This window comes from Shewanella sp. Isolate13 (assembly GCF_022398325.1).
Classification (GTDB): domain Bacteria; phylum Pseudomonadota; class Gammaproteobacteria; order Enterobacterales; family Shewanellaceae; genus Shewanella.
Window position 1 is genome coordinate 13,621 of record NZ_JAKEVD010000004.1, and the last position, 20,643, is coordinate 34,263.

The 20,643-nt window shown below is 44.9% G+C and carries 17 protein-coding genes; 7 read left to right on the forward strand and 10 right to left on the reverse strand.

What is annotated here, in order from left to right; all coding sequences use genetic code 11:
- Positions 1 to 4 precede the first annotated feature (4 nt).
- Complete coding sequence (gene envZ, locus L1D44_RS03645; RefSeq protein WP_345773623.1) at positions 5 to 1,327, forward strand: two-component system sensor histidine kinase EnvZ; 1,323 nt, start codon at positions 5 to 7, stop codon at positions 1,325 to 1,327.
- 68 nt (positions 1,328 to 1,395) lie between these two features.
- Positions 1,396 to 3,351 (forward strand): methyl-accepting chemotaxis protein, encoded by a 1,956-nt coding sequence (locus tag L1D44_RS03650; RefSeq protein ID WP_239888857.1) that lies wholly within the window; start codon positions 1,396 to 1,398, stop codon positions 3,349 to 3,351.
- Between the two features lie 15 nt (positions 3,352 to 3,366).
- Here the strand turns inward: L1D44_RS03650 and L1D44_RS03655 are convergent, their stop codons facing one another.
- From L1D44_RS03655 to caiT, 10 genes are all read right to left on the reverse strand, one after another.
- Positions 3,367 to 3,840, reverse strand: coding sequence for a peroxiredoxin (locus tag L1D44_RS03655; protein ID WP_239888858.1), 474 nt, complete (start codon positions 3,838 to 3,840; stop codon positions 3,367 to 3,369).
- 115 nt (positions 3,841 to 3,955) lie between these two features.
- A complete protein-coding gene (locus tag L1D44_RS03660) occupies positions 3,956 to 4,852 on the reverse strand; it encodes a LysR substrate-binding domain-containing protein (RefSeq protein WP_239888859.1) in 897 nt (298 codons plus the stop codon).
- 182 nt (positions 4,853 to 5,034) lie between these two features.
- Positions 5,035 to 5,982 (reverse strand): alpha/beta hydrolase, encoded by a 948-nt coding sequence (locus tag L1D44_RS03665; RefSeq protein ID WP_239888860.1) that lies wholly within the window; start codon positions 5,980 to 5,982, stop codon positions 5,035 to 5,037.
- Between the two features lie 174 nt (positions 5,983 to 6,156).
- Complete coding sequence (caiE, locus tag L1D44_RS03670; protein WP_239888861.1) at positions 6,157 to 6,747, reverse strand: carnitine operon protein CaiE; 591 nt, start codon at positions 6,745 to 6,747, stop codon at positions 6,157 to 6,159.
- 140 nt (positions 6,748 to 6,887) lie between these two features.
- Positions 6,888 to 7,739 (reverse strand): MaoC/PaaZ C-terminal domain-containing protein, encoded by an 852-nt coding sequence (locus tag L1D44_RS03675; protein WP_239888862.1) that lies wholly within the window; start codon positions 7,737 to 7,739, stop codon positions 6,888 to 6,890.
- A 92-nt stretch (positions 7,740 to 7,831) separates the two neighbouring features.
- A complete protein-coding gene (caiD, locus tag L1D44_RS03680; RefSeq protein WP_220770804.1) occupies positions 7,832 to 8,617 on the reverse strand; it encodes a crotonobetainyl-CoA hydratase in 786 nt (261 codons plus the stop codon).
- Between the two features lie 61 nt (positions 8,618 to 8,678).
- Positions 8,679 to 10,232 (reverse strand): crotonobetaine/carnitine-CoA ligase, encoded by a 1,554-nt coding sequence (gene caiC, locus L1D44_RS03685; protein WP_239888863.1) that lies wholly within the window; start codon positions 10,230 to 10,232, stop codon positions 8,679 to 8,681.
- 10 nt (positions 10,233 to 10,242) lie between these two features.
- On the reverse strand, positions 10,243 to 11,469 hold the full coding sequence (caiB, locus tag L1D44_RS03690; protein ID WP_220770806.1) for an L-carnitine CoA-transferase: 1,227 nt from the start codon (positions 11,467 to 11,469) through the stop codon (positions 10,243 to 10,245).
- 229 nt (positions 11,470 to 11,698) lie between these two features.
- Positions 11,699 to 12,835: a crotonobetainyl-CoA dehydrogenase gene (gene caiA / locus L1D44_RS03695; protein WP_028766819.1), complete on the reverse strand. Its 1,137-nt coding sequence runs from the start codon at positions 12,833 to 12,835 to the stop codon at positions 11,699 to 11,701.
- 41 nt (positions 12,836 to 12,876) lie between these two features.
- Positions 12,877 to 14,433, reverse strand: a complete 1,557-nt coding sequence (gene caiT / locus L1D44_RS03700; protein ID WP_239888864.1) for an L-carnitine/gamma-butyrobetaine antiporter — start codon at positions 14,431 to 14,433, stop codon at positions 12,877 to 12,879.
- A 979-nt stretch (positions 14,434 to 15,412) separates the two neighbouring features.
- Between caiT and L1D44_RS03705 the strand changes: the two genes are divergently transcribed.
- From L1D44_RS03705 to L1D44_RS03725, 5 genes are all read left to right on the forward strand, one after another.
- The gene (locus L1D44_RS03705) at positions 15,413 to 16,186 is read left to right on the forward strand and encodes an electron transfer flavoprotein (protein ID WP_239888865.1); all 774 of its coding nucleotides are present in this window, start codon (positions 15,413 to 15,415) and stop codon (positions 16,184 to 16,186) included.
- Between the two features lie 10 nt (positions 16,187 to 16,196).
- Positions 16,197 to 17,141, forward strand: a complete 945-nt coding sequence (locus L1D44_RS03710) for an FAD-binding protein (protein WP_239888866.1) — start codon at positions 16,197 to 16,199, stop codon at positions 17,139 to 17,141.
- A gap of 91 nt (positions 17,142 to 17,232) precedes the next feature.
- Positions 17,233 to 18,522, forward strand: a complete 1,290-nt coding sequence (locus L1D44_RS03715) for an FAD-dependent oxidoreductase (protein ID WP_239888867.1) — start codon at positions 17,233 to 17,235, stop codon at positions 18,520 to 18,522.
- Complete coding sequence (locus L1D44_RS03720) at positions 18,519 to 18,806, forward strand: 4Fe-4S dicluster domain-containing protein (RefSeq protein ID WP_220771116.1); 288 nt, start codon at positions 18,519 to 18,521, stop codon at positions 18,804 to 18,806. Before L1D44_RS03715 ends, L1D44_RS03720 begins: the two co-directional genes overlap by 4 nt.
- 275 nt (positions 18,807 to 19,081) lie before the next feature.
- Positions 19,082 to 20,422 carry an MFS transporter gene (locus tag L1D44_RS03725; RefSeq protein ID WP_220771115.1) on the forward strand — a complete coding sequence of 447 codons (1,341 nt, stop codon included), beginning with the start codon at positions 19,082 to 19,084 and terminating at the stop codon, positions 20,420 to 20,422.
- The last annotated feature ends 221 nt before the right edge of the window (positions 20,423 to 20,643 follow it).

Here is a 20,643-nt window from a genome sequence, read left to right on the forward strand (position 1 = left end):
ATAAGTGGCTTTAAACAGACGATGGTGGCAACGCTTTTTGCCACGCAGCTCCTTCAGTCAAACAGTAATGTTGATTGGCTGTTTGCTGCTGACAAATCAGTTGGTGTCGTACATATCTGTTGCCGTTTACTTCATTAAGCCCAGTTATCAGCAAATCAACCAACTAATAGCCAGACAGGTCAAACTGCTGTTTGTTGATGGCGTCGATATCGGCCGTGAACACCTCACCATGGTGGATGCCCTTAACGCCAAGGTGCGTGATGACACCATGCAGTTTTATAACCAAAAGCAAGCTCGCCAAGCGGGCATCGAACGCGCGACTTACTACAGTTTCTTATCCTCTCAGATGTCCGAATACCTAGGTGGAGAGGCAGAGGTGCGTATCGCTCAGGGGGAAGAATTTGAGATCTGGATCCGTCCCCCTCAGGCTCCTTCTATCTGGATCAGAGTTCCGCTTACCGGCCTCAATGAGAAAAGTCTTTCACCGCTAACCCTATACTTAATGGTGATCGGCGCATTGAGTGTTGCGGGCGGATGGTGGTTTGCTCGCCAACAAAACCGTCCACTGAGACGACTACAAAAGGCCGCTATTGCGGTATCTAGAGGTGACTATCCGAAACCGCTACCGTTAAGTGGCTCAACGGAAATAGTTGAGGTAACCAACACCTTTAATCAGATGTCTCACAGCATGAAACAGCTGGAACAGGACAGAGCACTATTAATGGCGGGGATCTCCCACGACCTTCGCACACCGTTGACTCGGATCCGCTTAGCCTCAGAAATGATGGTAGAAGAGGACCAATACCTCAAAGATGGCATCGTCAGCGATATTGAAGATATGGACGCCATCATTAATCAGTTCATCTCCTATATCAGGCAAGATCAGGAAGGTACACGAGAACCCGAACAAATTAATGATTTGATTCAGGATGTGATTCAAGCCGAGTCGAATCGTGAAGGAAAGATAGCTTCAGAACTTAGTGAGTGTCCAAGTATTCCGATGCAAGGGATTGCCATTAAACGTGTGATCAGCAACCTTGTCGAAAATGCCTACCGCTATGGTAATGGCTGGGTACGGATTAATTCACAGTTTAATGGTCAGTATGTCGGCTTTAGTGTCGAGGATGATGGCCCCGGGATTGAGGAAGAGCAGATCCCGAAACTGTTCCAGCCTTTTACCCAAGGCGATACGGCCCGCGGCAGTGTTGGATCGGGTTTAGGTCTGGCTATCATCAAGCGTATTGTCGATAGGCATCAGGGCAAGGTCATCCTCACCAACCGTAGCGAGGGCGGATTGCATGCTCAAGTTTGGTTACCGATTGAATAGTTTCTGTGTAATTTATCTGTAACCCAAATGCCATACTCTAGCGCCATGTTTTAAACTTGGCGCGTACAATGAAAATATCCACCCTCTCTCTTTCTGCTTCCATCGCACTTGTGGCTATCGCGGCATTGCTGGCGGCCAGCCTATTATTCAGTAACGACAAACGTCAATATATAGAGCAGCAGACAACAGCCTTGCAAGAGATCCAGCACAGCTTTCTAGTCGATATAAGACGAGAAATCGACAGCTACCTGTTAAGTGGCAATAGCATCAAACTTGAAGATGCCAAGCTAAAATTAACCGAGTTGGCCACGAAAATGGCTAAACTAAATGCGCTTGATACCGAGCAACTGCAGCGGTTCATCACTCGCTTTACCCAAGCCTTAAACAGTGAATACCGCACTGCAGGAAAATTATCAGGCAACCCAAGACAGCTTTTAGCCCATGCTGAATCTGAAATGTTAAATTTCAATAATCACTTGGTCGACTACGCTATTCTTGGCCAAGATGAACATCCAAACTTAGCCAACCAATACTTGGTATTAACTCGTGCCCTGCCTCCACTTGTCTACAAACTCTCGCAGTTAAGTGATAACTACCTGATCGGTAAACAACAGCACCTAAAACCTATCCTATCAAGCCACATCAATGAGCTTGAAGCTTGGAACAAGCAACTGACAAACCTGCCACTTATTGGGCTCTACACAGCAGAGGAACAAGATGAGTTCTCCCTTGGCGACGATGAGCCAGAAACCATCGAAATTGGAGAAGATACCATCGCAGAGCTGTTAAGTTTGACTAAGCGGTACAGTAAGGAGATCAGCAATACCCATAACCAGCTGACTGAAAACCAAGATTCCCAGCGGCTTTTGAATCAAGATATTAATACTATTGAGCAACAATTAATGGTCTTGGGCGACCAGCAACGTCAGCAAAACCAACAACTAAAACAACAATTAACCTTCGCTATCTATACCATGGTTTCGGTACTGATCTTATTTGCCGTTGCTTACCCGATCCTGCTACAACAGCGGGTAGTCAAACCGCTAAAACAGCTTAGCCACGCCTTTCGCAAACTCACCGAAAGCAATAGCCGAGAACGGATCGCCATCTATAGCCGCTGCGAAACGGGTGGAATTGCCCACCACTTCAATCAACTGCTCGATCGCTTCGAGGAGGAGGAAGAACTGCAGCGCAAGCAGATCACTCAGGTGTCTCATTCATTAAGCCAACTGGTCAATCGTATAGGTCACATTTCAACTAGTACAGAGCAAACCCAGCAAATTGTGCTTACCGCCCAAGAACAAACAGAGCATATTCGCCTGCTGGCTAAAGAAGCCTGTGACACTTCTGAAAAAGTGGAGAATAACGCTCAGCAGACCCAGCAGCAGATGTTGCAAAGTCAGCAAGAAGCGCAAGCTGTGCTCAACGCCACCGACGAAACGCAAAGCGCAGTGCAACATTGCCATCACGCCCTTTCTAGCCTAACCACTTCTGTTAGCCATGTGTCGCGGATCATCGATGTGATCAGCAATATTGCCGAGCAAACCAACCTATTGGCGCTAAACGCCGCCATTGAAGCAGCCAGAGCCGGTGAGCAGGGGCGCGGCTTTGCAGTGGTGGCTGAGGAGGTGCGAAACTTATCTCAACGCACGCAGATATCACTCAAAGAGATCGTGGGGATTTTAGAGCAGCTAACTGCGGCTAATTGCGATTTAGACCATAGAATGAACGGCATAGAACACGCTACACAAACACAAAAACAACGAACTCAAAAACTGTGGCAACTCGCACAAAGCGTACAGGCCCAAGCGAGCAATATGGCACTCTCAGCGCAACAAGGAGCCAGCCACACACAGCAACAGGTTTGTTATTTAGATGATTTCGCTACAGCGATGAACAGCATGAAAAATCATGCAAAGGCAGCATCTGAGCAATCGGCCATCATTGCCTCAGAGGTAGAGCAAAGTGTAACGTGCATCGAAATTAGCCTCGGAATAAACAGCCTTAACATTAAGACTGCTTGATACAATAAAGCCGTTTTACAGCTCGGCTAAAATCGCTTCTGCCGTGCTGACTTCAAAGGATTTAGGCGCCTCGACATTAAGTAAGGTCACAACGCCATTGTCGATCACCATCGCATAACGCTGTGAGCGAACACCGCCGAAGTTTCCAGTGTCCATATCAAGCCCTAATGCTTTGGTGAAACTGGCATCACCATCCGCCAACATCATTAATTCAGACGCATTGTGCGCTTCGCCCCACGCTTTCATAACAAATGCGTCATTCACCGAGATACAGGCAATAAGATCAACGCCCTTACCTTTTAATTGATCGGCAAAAACCACGAAACCTGGAAGGTGTGCTTCTGAACAAGTGGGAGTAAATGCACCCGGCACCGCAAATAAAACGACCTTCTTTCCAGAAAAAAGCGCCGTTATATCATGAGTTACCACGCCATCTTTTGTAAGCTCAGCCAAGGTTCCAGCTGGTAATGTTTGTCCTTTTTCAATCATGAGAAGCCCCTTTAATATCGTTAGTCAAAAGGTATGCTAATAAAATTGAAACCAAACAAACACCGAGAGAGAGTAAGGGCTTTGTTAAAGTCGGCCTTTTATCGGCGACTTCGGCTTATTGAGACTCCGTTGTCGCGGCATATTCTTTAATAATCCAATCGACAATCTTAGTTATACGGGCGTCTCGTTTTCTCGAGGACTTATAGGCAATTGAGTAGGTCCAGCCTGTATAGCAATGGGGGAGCTCCAACTTCACAAGATTTCCTGAATCTAACTCTACCTGTAGTGTTTGCTCTAAACCTAACACGATCCCCTGACCAAAAATTGCCGCCTGAACCGCCAGCATATTATGATTGAAAATAATTTTTCGCTGTAAGGGGCCGACTGCAACTTTGTTATATCTAAACCAGCCTTCCCAATCGACACCATAGTCTTTATGTTTTGAGTAAAGCAGTGTCTGCTCATGGAAGGTGCTCAAGGAGATCTCTGGATGTTTTTGCAAATATTCAGGGCTACAAAAAGCCACCAGCTTCTCTTCAACTAACGGGGTAATGGTATAGCCGTCTTGGCATTCGCGGGTGATGATAAAGATATCTGCGATCATATCGCTCATCTCGACATCATCTTGGAACATACCAACATTGATATTGAACTCTGGGTGCTCTGCTCTTAGCTTCGCCATTTTAGGTACTAACCAGCGGGCGGCTAAGGAGTTATAGGAATGAACCCTAACTTCGTTAGCCATATCAGGCACTAAACTCGCACATACACTGTTTAAATCATAAAAAACTGGCGCTAGCCTTTGCCTCAACTCCAAGCCTGACTCAGTCAAGGTGATCTTGCCGGCATTGCGATGAAACAGCTTTTCTAAGAAGTAATCTTCAAGCAGCTTTATCTGTTGCGAGACCGCACTCTGAGTGATGCATAACTCATTCGCAGCGAGTGAGCAACTTTCCAACCTTGCGCATGATTCGAAAACCTGTAACGCCCTTAATGGGATATTATGATTCATATTTTATATACATAGTTTAAGTGCATGATGCTCGAGATTAGCACAAGCCTTGAGCGTAAAAATGTAACTGTGACCACAATAAATATGAATTCATTCACTCAAGGGAACAAGTTAACAGATCTTCGAACAAGCTCACGAAACTGTTCGTTTTGCGAACACATGCAAAAGCAAATTTCAGTGGATCATTCCAAGATCTCAATCAGATCTTGCTTAAACTCATTGAGAAACTCGTCTGCTTGGTCAAATACTCCAAGCATTTTAATAAAGCCGTGGATCACACCATCGAAACAACGGTATTTAACCTTTACCCCACAGCCTTGCAATTCCCGTGCGTAGAGATAACCATCGTCACACAAGGGATCGAATTCGGCGGTATAGATCAGGGTTGGCGGCAAATCTTTATGACTCTGTGCATTTAACGGAGAGCAATAGGGGTTTTGTGCATCGGCTTCACTGCGCAAATAATGCCCCCAGTAATACTTCATACTCGCCTGCTGTAATAGATAACCTTCTGCGTGGGCGATGGCCGATGGGGTCTGCCAACCATACTGTACTGCCGGGTAGACCAAAGCCTGAAACGCCAATTGCGGCCCTTTTTCATCGCGCAGCCTTAGGGTGACTGCGGCCGCAAGGTTTCCACCGGCACTGTCTCCCAAAATACCGATACGCTTTGGATCCAATCCCAGCAAGCTTGCATGCTCAAAGATCCATAATGTCGATGCATAGCAGTCATCCATTGGAATAGGGAACTTATGCTCAGGCGCCTTCTGGTAATTAATTGCTACCACAACAGAACCTGTGCGATTGGCAAGCGCACGACTAAAATGATCGTTGGTCTCGATATTCGATACCACCCAACCGCTACCATGAATGAAAATGATGGCAGGCTGAGGTTCATCATTGGCACAAACTGTTGGACGATAAATTCGCACAGGAAGATCGGCTGTGGGGCCGGGAATAAAGCTATGCTCAATCGCAGCTACGCTCTCAAGCACTCGCTCTGCCCGCGCTTTGGTCAGTTCATTCATATCGATACGTCTCGATTCCGCTGGGGTCATATCTTCATAGGCCTTGGCACCGGACTCGCGAACTTGTTGTAAATACAGTGCGACTTTGGGATCTAACGGCATACCACTTTCCTTCTCTATCATCGTCCCAACGCGGGGACGACAGCTTAATATTGCAATCATGAGGTGTGCCGCCTGAGGCGCTAATCGGTTTAAGCGTTATCGGGATCGCATTCCCCTTAAACCTCGAGCCCCTACGACTCGCTCAGGCGGCATTGATTAATCGACTTATGCAGGCTATGCCTTGGGTTGCACTTCAGTCACCCCTTTCAGTCTTGGCCTATTGGCTTCTGGCCTAGTTAGCGGCGTGACCAACTGCATTGTTTTTGCTGAACGCTGGGCTAAGACTTGATACTCCAGCGTATTGAGTCCCTTCCAGTGCAGATCCTGTTCGGTCACCTCACGCACCACTTTTGCGGGCTGGCCCATTAGCAGCTGTTTAGCCCCACCTTGAAAGCCAGCTTTAACAAAACTCATGGCGGCGACAATGCTATCTTCACCAATGACCGCACCATCCATAACCACGGCATTCATTCCCACTAAGGCGTTACGCTTGATTACGCAGCCATGCAAAATCGCCCCATGACCAATATGGCCATCTAGCTCGACGACCGTATCCATGTCGCAGTAACCGTGCATGATGCAACCATCTTGAAGGTTACTGCCACGCTGCAAGATTAAGCGGCCATAGTCGCCACGCAATGAAGCATTGGGGCCGATATACACTCCAGCTTCAACAATGACATCACCAATCAGTACTGCTGTTGGATGCACATAAGCAGTTGGATCGACAACGGGTACTAATCCTTCAAATTCATAGCAGGGCATAAACTTTTTTACTCTTCATAAATTCACACGGCTCTCTACTTAGCAGTTAGGTCTCTAACATTAAGACCTAACTGCTAAATACAGATGTCGTTAAGCTCTCCCCCTTTTCTAAACAGGGGGCAAAGCCCCCCTATACAGGCTTACTTCCACTCAACGAGACCAAAGTTGAGGTAGAAGGTGTCGGGAGCATTTGCATCCGCGACTCTGAAATGGACACAATTCTCGCCCCATTTCCAGATCTGAGTTTTGACTCTGCAGCCCGGATACAAGGATTTAGTCAGCCGAGTCTTAAAGCGCGTCAGACGTTCAGGCTCACCGGCGAACATAGCTTGGATCACATGACGACAAGCGACACCAGCGGTACTGACTCCATGTAGATTTGGCTTAGGATGGCCAAACTCCTGGGCATACTCCCAATCCACATGTTGCGGATGATCATCGCCAGATAAACGGTAGATAAGTGCTTGGTTTAATGGAATGTCTTGCTCGATTTCAAAATCAGGTTCACGGTCGGGGATCTCGACAATGTCTTGAGGCGCCTTGGGGCCGCCAAAACCACCGTCATATAAGGCACAATCCCAGCTTTCGTTGGTAAACAGCTTAGTGCCCGCTTCATCGAAGGTTTCACCTATGTGTTGAGCCAAGCAGCCCCTTCCCTCACCGCGATCAAATAGCCCTTTCAACAGTACCTTAGTGGTCAACCTCCCGGGGTTGGTGGGCAGTGGCTGATGGATATGCAGATCGAAGCCCCAATGCAAAGAGCCGCCCCAATTAAAGCCATAATCTATCGTCTTAGTCACCTCGGCATCGACGATTTGGGTTGCTGCAAAGATTGGCAATACTTTTAATTGCTTTTCATACACATAATCGAGATCGGTTTTACCATCGCTTCCCGCGCCACAGCCCAGTGCAAACAGCATCACATCTCTAGCGGTATACTCATTAACGAATGGGCCATAGGTTTGCCCTTGCATCTCTAATTTCAACGCCATCTGTAAATCCTTCCATTACCGACAAACAGTTAAAATAAAACCCGATATCTCATAGAAATATCAGGCTTTATCCAGCGTAAACACCTTGAAACCTATCTACCTTTCCACACAGGGTCGCGCTTTTCAGAGAAGGCTAACGGGCCTTCTAATGCGTCTTCAGAATGCAGAACCGATGGGTAGTTTTTCAGGCCACCAGCGCGAATATGGCGATAGCCCTCTTCCACTGAAAGCTCACTCGTTTCACGGTAGATCTCTTTGATCGCTGCGATCGCTAATGGTGCGCCTTGGGCAATCTGTTGCGCCAATTCACGAGCGCTTTCCATTAATTGCTCACTTTCTACCACACGGTTTACCACGCCCCAGCGCAGTGCTTCTTCTGCCCCCATGCCACGGCCGGTCATCATCAATTCATTCACGATTGCAGGTGGTAATAATTTAGGTAGACGCAACATACCGCCGCTATCAGGTACGATACCTAGCTTGGCTTCTGGCAGCGCAAAGCTGGCATTTTCAGAACAGACAATCATGTCGGCCGCTAACGCCAGCTCAAATCCACCACCAAATGCGTAACCATTTACAGCTGCAATCACTGGCTTATCAAGATCAAAAATTTCAGTTAAGCCTGCAAATCCGCCTGGACCGAAATCCGCATCGGGAGCCTCGCCTTCGGCAGCCGCTTTTAAGTCCCAGCCTGCAGAGAAGAAGCGCTCACCAGCACCCGTGATAATCGCCACACGTAACTCAGGATCTTCACGGAACGCTAAGAAGACCTCACCCATTTCAAAACTTGTTTTTGCGTCAATCGCATTGGCCTTTGGTCTATCAAGAGTAATTTCTAAAATAGCGCCATTGCGGGTAACGTGTAATGATTCACTCATGCTAATACTCCAATATAGAGCCACTTCAGACTCATTTATTTAAAAGCTAATTAAGTTAACTTCACATTAGAAGTTTTTTTTGTACTTTGCAGGTACAGGTTCTTGGAAAAGATTTTTTTATTTCGATAAAAGATGGAACTTTAAATTTCGCCATATTTTCAGCACAGTACTGTAAAATTTGCTCGACACTTAAAGACACACCCTCATTAAATATGACAAATGCTTTAACGGCCTCATCGCGAATTAAATCTGGCACGCCAATAACGGCTGCATCGAGAATATAGGGATGGGACATTAAAACTTTTTCAATTTCGGAGCTGGAAATATTTTCACCAGAGCGCTTTATCATGTTTGTCTTTCTATCGACAAAGTAAAATAAACCACTTTCATCGACATAGGCTTTGTCACCGGTATAGAGCCAACCATCGGCACTTAATACTTCTTCAGTCGATTTTTGGTCTTGATAGTAGCCCTTCATGATCGTGCGACCGGGTACACCTTTCACCCAAAGATCGCCCACCACATTCGCAGCCAGTTCTTGGCCATTTTCATCGGCAATTTTGGCTTCATAACCTAGGCCGGGACGGCCTATTGACGGCCAGTGACGCTCCTCTGCGGGGCTATCACCAATCAGGCCCACTAAGGTTTCTGTCATGCCATAAGAATTAAACAATTGCACATTAAAGCGGGTTTCAAAATCCAACTTCTCTTGATCTGAAATATGTAAGAAAAACAGCATGTCACGTAGACAATGGTCACGCTCAGTTGCCACTTTAGGCTGCAGCATTAAGGTGCGAACTATCATAGGCATACTGTGAGTAATCGTCGCTTTGTAATCACAGATCTGTTGCCAGAACTTACGTGCGCTGTATTTCTCTAGCATCACCAACTTAGCGCCAACGGTAAATGCTGCCATGGCGGCATTACATTGAAAGTCGATGTGGAAACTCGGCATCATGCTCAAGTAGGTATCATCGCTTCTCAGGCAGGTTTGCCACGCCGTGTAATAGCCTGCAAACTGCAAATTACAATGGGTGATCTCCACACCTTTTGGCCGCGATGTTGTACCTGAGGTAAATAATATTTCGGCCACATCGTCACTACTAATGGTGATCTGTTTGACTAACTCAGCCGCTTGCTGACTCACGAGAATATCGAAGTTCATCGATTCCGATATCTCAGGGTTAGTCGTTCTTGTAACCAAAATATTATTTATTGAGTTACCTACTTGCTGTTTCATCTTGCTATAAATAGCGAGAAACTCTTCTTCAATAACGACGGCTTTAACATCACACTTATTTATAATGAATAGACTCTCATCAAATAAGTATTGGTTATTAATAGGCACAATAACTGCGCCTATTTTAGCTAAACCAAACCAACAGAAAATAAACTGCGGACTGTTATATAACTGCACCGCAATTTTATCACCTTTATTAATGCCTAGACTCAAAAATAAGCTAGCGGTTCTATTAATTTCGTCGTTCAGTTGACTATAGGTAAACTCTTGGACATCGCCGGCAGCATCCTCATAAACCAACGCTGTGTTATTACTAAATTTACGAGCACGCTCATCCCACATGCATCTTAATGTTTTGCTACCAACGATATCCATTCTTCTAGCCTCACTTACACTCAGATACTTTTGCTAAGCCTTTCTCGCTTAAGCTCTGTATTTGCTCTGCGGTGTAACCGATATCTTCCAAGATTGCAGCCGTGTCCATACCGTGCTTTGGCATACCACGCCAGATCTGACCAGGGTTGTTCTTGAACTTAGGCATCACGTTTGGACCTCTGTAGGTCTTACCGTCGATGTTCTTCCACTCAGTAATCGATTCACGCGCGATATACTGAGGGTTGCTATCAAGCTCAGGGATGGTCAAGACTTTCGCACAAGCAACGTTTAGCTCGGCAAATCTTGCCAACACCTCTTCAATGCTCTTATGTGCTAGGTATTCATCTAAGGCATCTTCAACCTGTTGACCGAATGGACACTCAACACGATGAATTAGCTGTGTACCAGCGGGGATCTCTTCGCCACCATACAGATGCATGATATTCATATCCTTGAACATCTCTTCGATCTGCATGCCACCCACAAGCTCCATTACGATATAGCCATCTTCACACTTATATAGACCGCAACCTGCGTAGTAAGGATCTTTACCCTTAGTCATACGTGGGCAAACTTCGCCGCCATTGAAGTGATCCATCATGAAGTATTGACCCATACGCAACATCACTTCATACATAGCCACGTCGATACTTTCACCGACACCGGTTTCACGTACACGGTATAGTGCAGCGAGTGCTGAAGTAGTTGCCGTCATACCTGAGAAGTAATCTGCTGTGTATGGGAAGGCTGGCATTGGCTGATCGATATCGCCGTTCTGAATTAGGTAGCCACTGAATGCTTGAGCAATCGTGTTGTAGGCAGGTAAGTTAGTATATTCATCGGTGCCATACTGACCGAAGCCAGATAAGTGAGCGATGACTAACTTCTTATTACGTTCCCATAGCACTTCATCAGTGATCCCGCGACGAGCGAATGCAGGCCCCTTACTCGCTTCGATGAAAATGTCAGTGGTTTCCATTAACTTAAGGAATGCATCACGGCCTTCGTCTTTAAAAATATTAAGTGATAATGCATGAAGGTTACGACGTGATAGCTCTGGGTAGTTCGGCTGTACACGGATGGTATCCGCATAAGCAACGTTTTCGATCCAAATCACCTCAGCGCCCCACTCCGCAAGCATTTGTGCTGCGAATGGACCCGCAATTTCAATACCAGAAAACACCACTCTCAAACCAGAAAGAGGACCAAACGTAGGTGTGGACAATTTATTTGACATGATACCCATCTCTCTAAATATTCGAACAAAAATTCATCACGACAACAGCGCCGAGAAGATAGTCATAATTGGAATTTACCAAGCACTACAGTGATGAACGGCAACCCACTGGATTTAAGAAGCAGTGTCGATCTGCTTAAAATTAAAAAGAGGCTCTCAAATCCCAATCTAGCTGCCGTCCAGGCTAAGTACTCACTTACTCAGTACCTAGCCTGTTATCAGTGCATGTTTAGCGGTAACGCTTTAACACTTCACGACCTAAGGTCAGGATCTGCATTTCATCAGAACCACCAGAGACGCGGTCAACTCGGATATCGCGCCACATACGGCTGATACGGTGCTCACCAGCAATCGCATAACCACCTAGCACTTGCATCGCAGAGTCAATGACTTCAAAGCCTGCATTCGCGCAGTAGAACTTACACATTGCAGAGTCACCTGAAGTCATCGTGCCGTTATCACACTTCCAAGCCGCCTCATAAACCATGTTCTTCATGCTGTTAAGCTTGATAGCCATGTGTGCGAACTTGTCTTGGATTAACTGGAAGCGACCAATCGTTTCACCAAACTGAACACGTTGGTTAGCGTACTTAGCCGCATCTTCAAATGCGCAATACGCTGCACCATAGTTAGTTAGGGCCACAAGGAAACGCTCAGAGTCAAACTCCTCTTTAACGCGCATGAAACCGTTACCTTCAATACCAAACATGTCTGACTCTTCTAGCTCAAACTCGTCAAACTGAAGCTCACAGCAGCTATCCATTTTCAAGCCTAGCTTTGGTAACTTGCTCATCTTGATGCCTGGCTTAGACATATCGACAAACCACTCAGTGAAGATTGGTTTTTCAGAGTCAGCATCTTTAGCCATAACCACTATGTAAGGTGCACCCGCAGCACTGGTAATGAAGCACTTACTACCGGTCAAATACACCTTGCCATCACGGCGCTTATAAGTGGTTAGCAAGCTACCCACATCAGAACCCGCACTTGGCTCAGTGATCGCTGAGTTCCACATCTGCTTGCCTGTACCACGAAGCGCCATGATCTTATCGATCTGCTCTGGGCTACCGTGTCTTAGCATAGTAGTGATACCTGGTAGCTGATATAGCACGTATGTTGGTGCGCCTAAGCGACCTAACTCTTCCCAGATCACGGCTAGCGTCACCATGCCTTCGTTGAATCCACCGTGCTCTTCAGGCAATAACAAGCTGTCGATGCCCATCTCGGCTAGCTCTTTAACGAAGCGCTCTGGGTACTGGCTATTCTCATCACACTCTGCGAAATAGCTTTCCCAGTTTTCTTTAGCCATTAAGTCGCGGATACCTGCTACAAAAAGCTCTTGTTCGTCGGTTAATTTAAAATCCATTATTTATTCCTCTCAATTTCAACTGTGGATCCCAGGTGTGGCTAAGCCTCTTCACCGACAGGTTTCCAATTATTTTTACGAGCATCTTTTAAGAAAGAGACGATGATCATGATGTTGACGATAATCAGCGGCGCACCACCGGCAATAATTGCCGTTTGCAGCGGCTTCAAACCACCCAGTGATAACAGAACAATACCGATAACACCCACAAGTACAGACCAGCCCACACGAACCCAGATAGGTGGTTCGTTATCAGCGTCGGCACCTTTACAGGTCGACATGGCTAAGGTGTAAGAACAGGCATTAACTAAGGTCACAGTGGCAAGGAAACATAGAATGAAGAAGCCCCACATTGTGATTGTGCTGAAAGGTAATGCAGCCCATGTTTCGATGATGGCTCTCGCCGCGCCATACTGCTCAATAAGCTGAGGCATGTTGACAAGGTTTTCATTCATCAAGCTCATGGTGTTACTGCCTAGGATGGTCCATAGGAACCAGGTAGAAGCAGTTAGACCAGCAACCATAGTCAAACAGAGTTCGCGTACAGTACGGCCACGAGAGATCTTAGCTAAGAAGATACACATCTGGATGCCATACACTACCCACCAAGCCCAGTAGAATACGGTCCAGTCTTGAGGGAAGCTGCCGCCACTCACTGACGCTGTATAGAACAACATGCGAGGAAGAAGCTCTAACATAACCCCGACAGAATCGGTGAAATAGTTGATGGTGAAGCTGGTTGCACCGATAAGGAACACCCACACCAACATGATGATGCTTAAGTAGCTACGTAGGTCACTGGCAATCTTAACGCCCTTAGTTAGACCGAAGGCCACACAGATAGCGTTGAAGATGATCCATGCAGAGATAATGATGGTGTCAACTTCAGGGGTACGTGGAATACCGAATAGCCATTGAATACATTCAGTAACCAGAGGAGTCGCTAGACCTAAGCTGGTACCCATCGCAAGGATCAATGCAACCACATAGACGTTGTCGATAAAGATACCGATGAAACCTTTATGGTGCTTACCTAACACAGGCTCTAAGGTGCCGCTTGGGCGAACCACGTCCATTTTCTTAACGAAAAGGAAGTAACCGAGTGCCACAGTAAAGAAGCCATAACCCATCCAAGGAAGTGGACCCCAGTGGAATAAGCTATATGCAAGCCCTAACTCTTTAGCTTGGACAGATAATGGGGCAAGATCGAATGGCGGGTAAGTCACGTAGTAATAAACTTCTAGTGAGCCCCAGAACAGCACCGCTGCTGAAGTACAAGAAGCAAACATTAGGAAGATCCAACTTCCAGTACTAAATTCAGGCTTTTCCTGACCTAAGCGATTGTTAGAGTATGGTCCCCATGTTAACCAAGCCCAACCAGCTCCCATAAAGATCATATACCACTCAAACGCCCACCCCCAAGAGTGAGTTAAATAGTGGAATACTTCTTGAATCGCAACGTTAGCCGCATCTAAATCTCTTACCGTAAAGTAAGAAAGTAATATGACGGCAATTAATGAAGGAAAAAAGATAATGGGGTCAATTGTGACCTTCTTCTTCCCAACAGTGGCATTTACATCCATCGTTTTATCGTTCATATCAATACTTCTCCCTCTCTGTTTTAGGAGGATAATTGTTAAAGTTTCAAACTAAGTACTTTAGAATTTAATTATTTACTTTTAGTTATAAATCACTACTCAATAAATATAACTAGCAAACAAAACCAATCACCAAACAATAAAGTTAATTATTTATAAAACCAAATACGCTTATAGATAATTAATTAGTTATTTCAAGCCCGCTGATTTGCGTAAGAATCATGCCAGCCAATATTTGGGTATACAGTGATCGTTATCACGTTCATTTGAAATAGAAACTTAGGGGGATAAAAGTTGCGATACACACTAAATAAATCAATTGAAAATCGATAAGTAAACAATAACAAAAAGTCACTTCCACTATGCCACTACAGCGTTAAATAACTGCAAGAGTAATGACCAAAAAGAGCTGAGAAAACATATAATTACAACGAACGTCCAATTTGAGCCGCTACAATTTCTTAAGCCAGAACCAGCCTGAAACGCACCATAAAAAACAGTAGCACAACCGGAAAACTATAATTCTAATAAGCGTATTAGAATTACTTAACAGCCACTTTTTAAGAATAACTAATAGCCACATTAGTCGCTCTAAAATCCACTATTAGCAAACCTAATAAGGTTATTAAATTAACTTAAAAACCGATAAGCAAAGCCTATTAGAGTAACTAATATCTCTGTTAGAAAGACTAACCAAGCATCGATTAATAAGTGTGACCAATATAACATTAGCTTGCTAATTTATGGTCCTATAATTGATTCAACTTACAACGTTAGGCAGCAAAAAACGTTTAAGAATATATAAAAACTTTTTTCAACTAACTAAGCGTTTTATATAAATCAGTAATTTTAAACCTATTTGACTAACTGACACCACTAGATAGAAGTTAAGTTTCAGAAAAACGGATAATAAGTGGTGATTCTACAGTCCATTTTTATATTAGGTTTATCAATACTTAATATTTTAACGGGAGAAATAATGAAAATTATTACGTGTTACAAATTAGTGCCAGAAGAGCAAGATATCGCAGTTACTGCTGATGGCAGCTTAGATACCAACAAGGCGGCCCCAAAAATTAACCCATTCGACCTATGTGCGGTTGAAGCGGGTGTAGCGATCAAGGGACTCGTCGATGGCGCTAGCATCACAGCAATGAGTGTGGGTGGCAAGGCACTAGAAAACCCTAAAGCACGCAAAGACATTCTTTCTCGTGGACCCGATGACTTAACCGTTATCGTTGACGAAAAATTTGAACAGCTTCTACCTCATCAAACCGCTCGCGTATTAATGGCTGCAGCACAAAAAAATGGTTTTGACCTCATTCTTTGTGGTGATGGTTCTGGCGACCTTTATGCGCAACAAGTTGGCGTACAGTTAGGCGAGTTACTCGGTGTAGCCAATATCAATGCCGTAAGCAAAATCATCTCGGCCGAGCCAGGCAAACTCACAGTTGAAAGATCGTTAGATGATGAAGTGGAAGTGTTAGAAGTCACGCTACCGGCTGTCATCTCTGTTTCTGCAGATATTAACGAGCCAACAATCCCTTCGATGAAGACGATTCTTGCGGCTGCGAAAAAACCTGTCACCAGCCTAAGCGCCTCTGATATTGAGTTAAGCGAGTTTCCAGCGTTAGTTGAACTGGTTTCGGTTATCGCACCTGAACAGAAAGCACGTCAGAAAATTATTATCGAAGGTGATGACGAGCAGCAGATCGCCCAATTCGCAGAACACTTACGTAAAGCACTTAACTAATTAAGGATAAATGATGAGCAAACTATCTAATATTTGGGTATTTAGCGATATCGCTTCCCGTTTACCTGAAATGATCGCAGCTGGCGTAGCGTTAGGCGAAAAAGTATCGGCATTTGTCATCGGCAGCGAAGCCGATATCGCTACAGCCTATTCATATGGTGCAACCCATGTGTACTACCTAGGCGACAAAGACAGCCAAAAAATTACTGAAGACTACAGCCACACTATGGCGCAAGTTATTTCAGCCGCTAACGACAACACTTTGGTGGTACTTGCCCCAACAAAACGCGGCAAGGCACTAGCCAGTAAGTTAGGTGTTCAGTTACAAGCCGGTGTTGTTAACGATGTGACTGAAGTTAGCATCGAAGATGGCGTACGTGCTAAGCACATGGCCTACGGCGGTTTAGCCATCGCAGAAGAGAAAATCAATAGCCCAGTCGCCATTATCACCTTAAGCAGCGGTGCTTATGAGGTGCCAGCAGCTGATACCACTCGCACAGGTGAAGCGGTTAATGTGGCGTTTGTCGAACCTACATCAGCAATTAAATGTATAGAGCGCCGCGCTAAACAAGGCGAAAGCGTAAACCTAGGCAAAGCCAAGCGTGTTGTTGGTGTTGGTAGCGGGATCGGTAGCCAAGAAAACCTACAAGTGGCAGGTGAACTCAGTGCATTAATCGGTGCCGAGTTAGGTTGTTCACGTCCTATTGCTGAAACAGAGAAATGGATGGAGCGCGAACGCTACATTGGTGTATCAGGCGTGATGCTAAAACCTGAGATCTACTTTGCTCTAGGTATTTCAGGCCAAATCCAACACATGGTGGGAGCCTTAGGTTCACAAACTATTTTTGCCGTAAACAAAGATAAGAATGCACCTATTTTCCAATATGTGGATTACGGCATTGTTGGTGATATCAACAAGGTAATGCCTGCACTAATTAGCGCTTTAAAAGCCTAACTGAAACACAATTTTTATTGTTATTTCAATCGCCTCTAATCGCAAAATAGATTAGAGGCGAGTAGACAAATATACCTAGAGAGTGACGAGTATGTCAGAAGAATCATTTGACGCCATTATCGTAGGAGCAGGGCTTGCAGGTTGTGTTGCGGCGTATGTTCTTGCAAAAGAGGGAGCAGACGTTCTCGTAATCGAGCGCGGTAACTATGCTGGTAGCAAGAATATGACCGGCGGTCGTTTATATGCCCACAGTCTAGAAAAAATTATTCCCGGCTTCGCTAAAGAAGCGCCAATAGAAAGAAAAGTCACTAAAGAAAAAGTCACTTTTCTTACCGATGATACCGGTGTCACTCTCGACTACCACAACGGTCGAGCACAAACGGCAACTGAAGAATCTTATACCCTATTAAGGGGCGATTTTGACCAGTGGCTAATGGGGAAAGCCGAAGAGGTTGGTGCCCAATTTATTACTGGGATCCGAGTTGATGAGATCTTAACTCAAGACGGTAAAGTCATTGGTGTTAAGGCCGATGGTGACGAACTAACAGCAAAGTCAGTTATTTTAGCAGAAGGTGTTAACCCCATTCTGGGCGAGCAACTTGGCATGGTTAAGCGCGTAAAAGGTGATCTCATGGCGGTTGGCGCCAAAGAACTCATCGAGCTTCCTCAAGAAGTTATCCAAGATCGCTTTAACCTAAAGAATGATGAAGGTTGCGCCTGGTTATTTGCTGGCTCACCCGCTAATGGCCTAATGGGTGGCGGCTTTATTTACACCAACAAAAACTCCGTTTCACTCGGTATTGTTTGTGGCCTGCACGATATTGGCAGCTCAAACAAAACCGTACCACAAATGCTTGAAGATTTTAAAAATCATTCAATGGTCAAGCCTCTGATTGAAGGCGGAAAGCTCATTGAGTATTCGGGCCATGTTGTTCCTGAGGCAGGCATTAACATGGTGCCAACCTTAGTTGATGACGGCGTGTTGATCGTTGGAGACGCTGCAGGTTTTTGTCTCAATATTGGTTATACCGTGCGCGGCATGGATTTAGCCATAGCATCAGGCGAAGCCGCAGCAAAAGCCGTTTTAACAGCCCGCGAACGCAATGACTTTAGCGCCGATGGTCTGTCTACTTATCAAAGCTTGCTAGAAGACAGCTTTATCATGAAAGATCTCAAGCTATATAAAGATCTTCCAGCCTTTATGGAAAACCCACGCATCTTCAATCAGTACCCAAAGATGGTGGCAGACATAATGCAAAGTATGTTCACTGTTGACGGCAAGCCATCACAACCCATCAGAAAGACATTGATGAAGCATTGCAAAGAAGTCGGCTATATGAACCTGATTAAAGATGGAATTAAAGGAGTGACCTCAATATGAGTGAAGTAGTTAATGTCGATGTCAAACTCGGCGCCAATAAATTCCATGTTGATGAAGGTCATCCACATATTATTTTAAAAGATAACCCCGATATGAATGAATATCGAAAACTGGTCAACGCCTGCCCTGCTGGTCTTTATAAATTAGAAGATGATGGCAGCATAAGATTTGATTCAGCCGGTTGTTTAGAGTGTGGAACATGCAAATTCCTATGCGGAGAAACCATTTTAGAAAAGTGGGAATACCCTCGCGGAACATTTGGCATCGAATATAGATACGGCTAGCCGGCAAATTAACAAAAAGATTATAAAGACAGAGTTGAAATTATTATTTCAACTCTTCGTCGTACCTATAAAAAGCTAAATCCATTTAACTTCACAATTACAGAACATTTATTAAAAAACATAGCAAAACATTGGTCAAATCACCGTTTTAATATTTTTACCTAGTAGTATTTCACATTAGGTTATGAAATAGCCAAGTGGGGAATCAACTCCATAAAAATAATTACAACAATCATATAGCTTTATATTTAAATTTATATTTGGTGGTAAGTAGCATGAAACCAAGAACAAACTTCGATGATATGGAGTTTACTCCATTACACAGAAAAATAATGTTGTGGGGAAGTGGAGGCCCTTTCTTAGATGGCTATGTTTTGGTGATCATCGGCCTAGCACTTCAGCAGCTCACCCCAGCGCTAGAACTTGACGCTCAATGGATAGGTTTAGTCGGTGCGGCAACCTTGGCAGGTCTATTTATTGGCACCGCACTTTTTGGCTATGTCGCTGATATATTCGGCCGAAAGCTAATGTTTATGATAGATATCATTGCAATCGCAGTGCTCTCTTTCGCAACCATGTTCATCTCCTCACCTATTGAATTAGTGATATTGCGTTTCTTAATCGGCATAGTGATCGGTGCAGATTACCCAATTGCAACCTCTATGGTGGCAGAGTTCTCCCCAACAAAAAAACGTGCCTACACCATGGGGTTCATAGCGGCAATGTGGTACGTCGGTGCAACTGCAGCCAATATGGTCGGCTACTTATTATATGACGTTGAAGATGGCTGGCGTTGGATGTTCGGTAGCGCGCTAATCCCTTGTTTAGTCATATTACTGGGGCGTTTTCACTTACCAGAGTCTCCACGCTGGTTACTCAAGAAAGGGCGCGTACAAGAGTGCAAAGAAACGATGGAGAAGTTCTTTGGCCCTGATGTCGAAATAGCCCATGAATCAGCGGAACAGACCAAGTACAGCAAACTATTCGAGCCCGTCTATCTAAAGAGAATCCTGTTCATCGGTATTATCTGGACCTGTCAGGTTATCCCTATGTTTGCCATCTACACCTTCGGGCCGCAGATCATTGAGCTTCTCGGATTTACCGATGGTAAAGACGCCGCCTTAGGCAATATTGTTATCAGCCTATTCTTTATGGCGGGGTGTATCCCAGCTATGTACTGGCTAAACTCAATAGGTCGACGACCACTCCTTATAGGCAGTTTCGGCATAATGACCGCCTCATTAGCACTATTAGGTGTGGTGCCCGATCCAAGCGTCTGGTTAATTATTGGTGCATTTGCCACATATGCTTTCTTCTCAGGCGGTCCAGGGATCTTGCAGTGGCTCTACCCAAATGAACTGTTCCCTACTGAGATCCGAGCCTCAGCGGTTGGTGCCGTCATGTCATTTAGCCGTATTGGTACGATTATCTCAACTTATGCCCTGCCGATATTTATGGCGAACTACGGTATCTCTCCCACCCTATTAGTCGGTGCCGCCATCTCGTTATTTGGACTCGTTATCTCAGTCTTTATGGCACCAGAAACCAAAGGGTTAGCATTAGAAACCACAAGTTCAGCTGAGTTTAAAATAAAGGGAATAGCGACAAACAGCTAATAAGTTCTGCGGCGCTAATTAATGATGCCATAAATATTAGCAATTAGCGCCGCAATAATATACACGGCTCAAACTTATTAAGAGAAAAAACTCAACTAAGGATATTAAATATAAGCCAAAGGAGTTTATAGCAATTTAAAAGAACTCAATTCGGTTTCTATAACTACCGAGTAAAACCAATAAAAGATAATTTATAAAATACAACTTAAAAACATGGGGAT

What these genes read in the sequence shown, in the direction of transcription:
- caiD (WP_220770804.1), bottom strand. Translation starts at nt 8,617, where the DNA reads ATGAGTGAATCATTACACGTTACCCGCAATGGCGCTATTTTAGAAATT.
- caiE (WP_239888861.1), bottom strand. Translation starts at nt 6,747, where the DNA reads ATGCCCTGCTATGAATTTGAAGGATTAGTACCCGTTGTCGATCCAACT.
- L1D44_RS03675 (WP_239888862.1), bottom strand. Translation starts at nt 7,739, where the DNA reads ATGGCGTTGAAATTAGAGATGCAAGGGCAAACCTATGGCCCATTCGTT.
- caiT (WP_239888864.1), bottom strand. Translation starts at nt 14,433, where the DNA reads ATGAACGATAAAACGATGGATGTAAATGCCACTGTTGGGAAGAAGAAG.
- caiA (WP_028766819.1), bottom strand. Translation starts at nt 12,835, where the DNA reads ATGGATTTTAAATTAACCGACGAACAAGAGCTTTTTGTAGCAGGTATC.
- L1D44_RS03650 (WP_239888857.1), top strand. Translation starts at nt 1,396, where the DNA reads ATGAAAATATCCACCCTCTCTCTTTCTGCTTCCATCGCACTTGTGGCT.
- L1D44_RS03715 (WP_239888867.1), top strand. Translation starts at nt 17,233, where the DNA reads ATGTCAGAAGAATCATTTGACGCCATTATCGTAGGAGCAGGGCTTGCA.
- L1D44_RS03705 (WP_239888865.1), top strand. Translation starts at nt 15,413, where the DNA reads ATGAAAATTATTACGTGTTACAAATTAGTGCCAGAAGAGCAAGATATC.
- L1D44_RS03725 (WP_220771115.1), top strand. Translation starts at nt 19,082, where the DNA reads ATGAAACCAAGAACAAACTTCGATGATATGGAGTTTACTCCATTACAC.
- caiC (WP_239888863.1), bottom strand. Translation starts at nt 10,232, where the DNA reads ATGGATATCGTTGGTAGCAAAACATTAAGATGCATGTGGGATGAGCGT.
- L1D44_RS03665 (WP_239888860.1), bottom strand. Translation starts at nt 5,982, where the DNA reads ATGCCGTTAGATCCCAAAGTCGCACTGTATTTACAACAAGTTCGCGAG.
- caiB (WP_220770806.1), bottom strand. Translation starts at nt 11,469, where the DNA reads ATGTCAAATAAATTGTCCACACCTACGTTTGGTCCTCTTTCTGGTTTG.
- L1D44_RS03720 (WP_220771116.1), top strand. Translation starts at nt 18,519, where the DNA reads ATGAGTGAAGTAGTTAATGTCGATGTCAAACTCGGCGCCAATAAATTC.
- L1D44_RS03655 (WP_239888858.1), bottom strand. Translation starts at nt 3,840, where the DNA reads ATGATTGAAAAAGGACAAACATTACCAGCTGGAACCTTGGCTGAGCTT.
- L1D44_RS03710 (WP_239888866.1), top strand. Translation starts at nt 16,197, where the DNA reads ATGATGAGCAAACTATCTAATATTTGGGTATTTAGCGATATCGCTTCC.
- L1D44_RS03660 (WP_239888859.1), bottom strand. Translation starts at nt 4,852, where the DNA reads ATGAATCATAATATCCCATTAAGGGCGTTACAGGTTTTCGAATCATGC.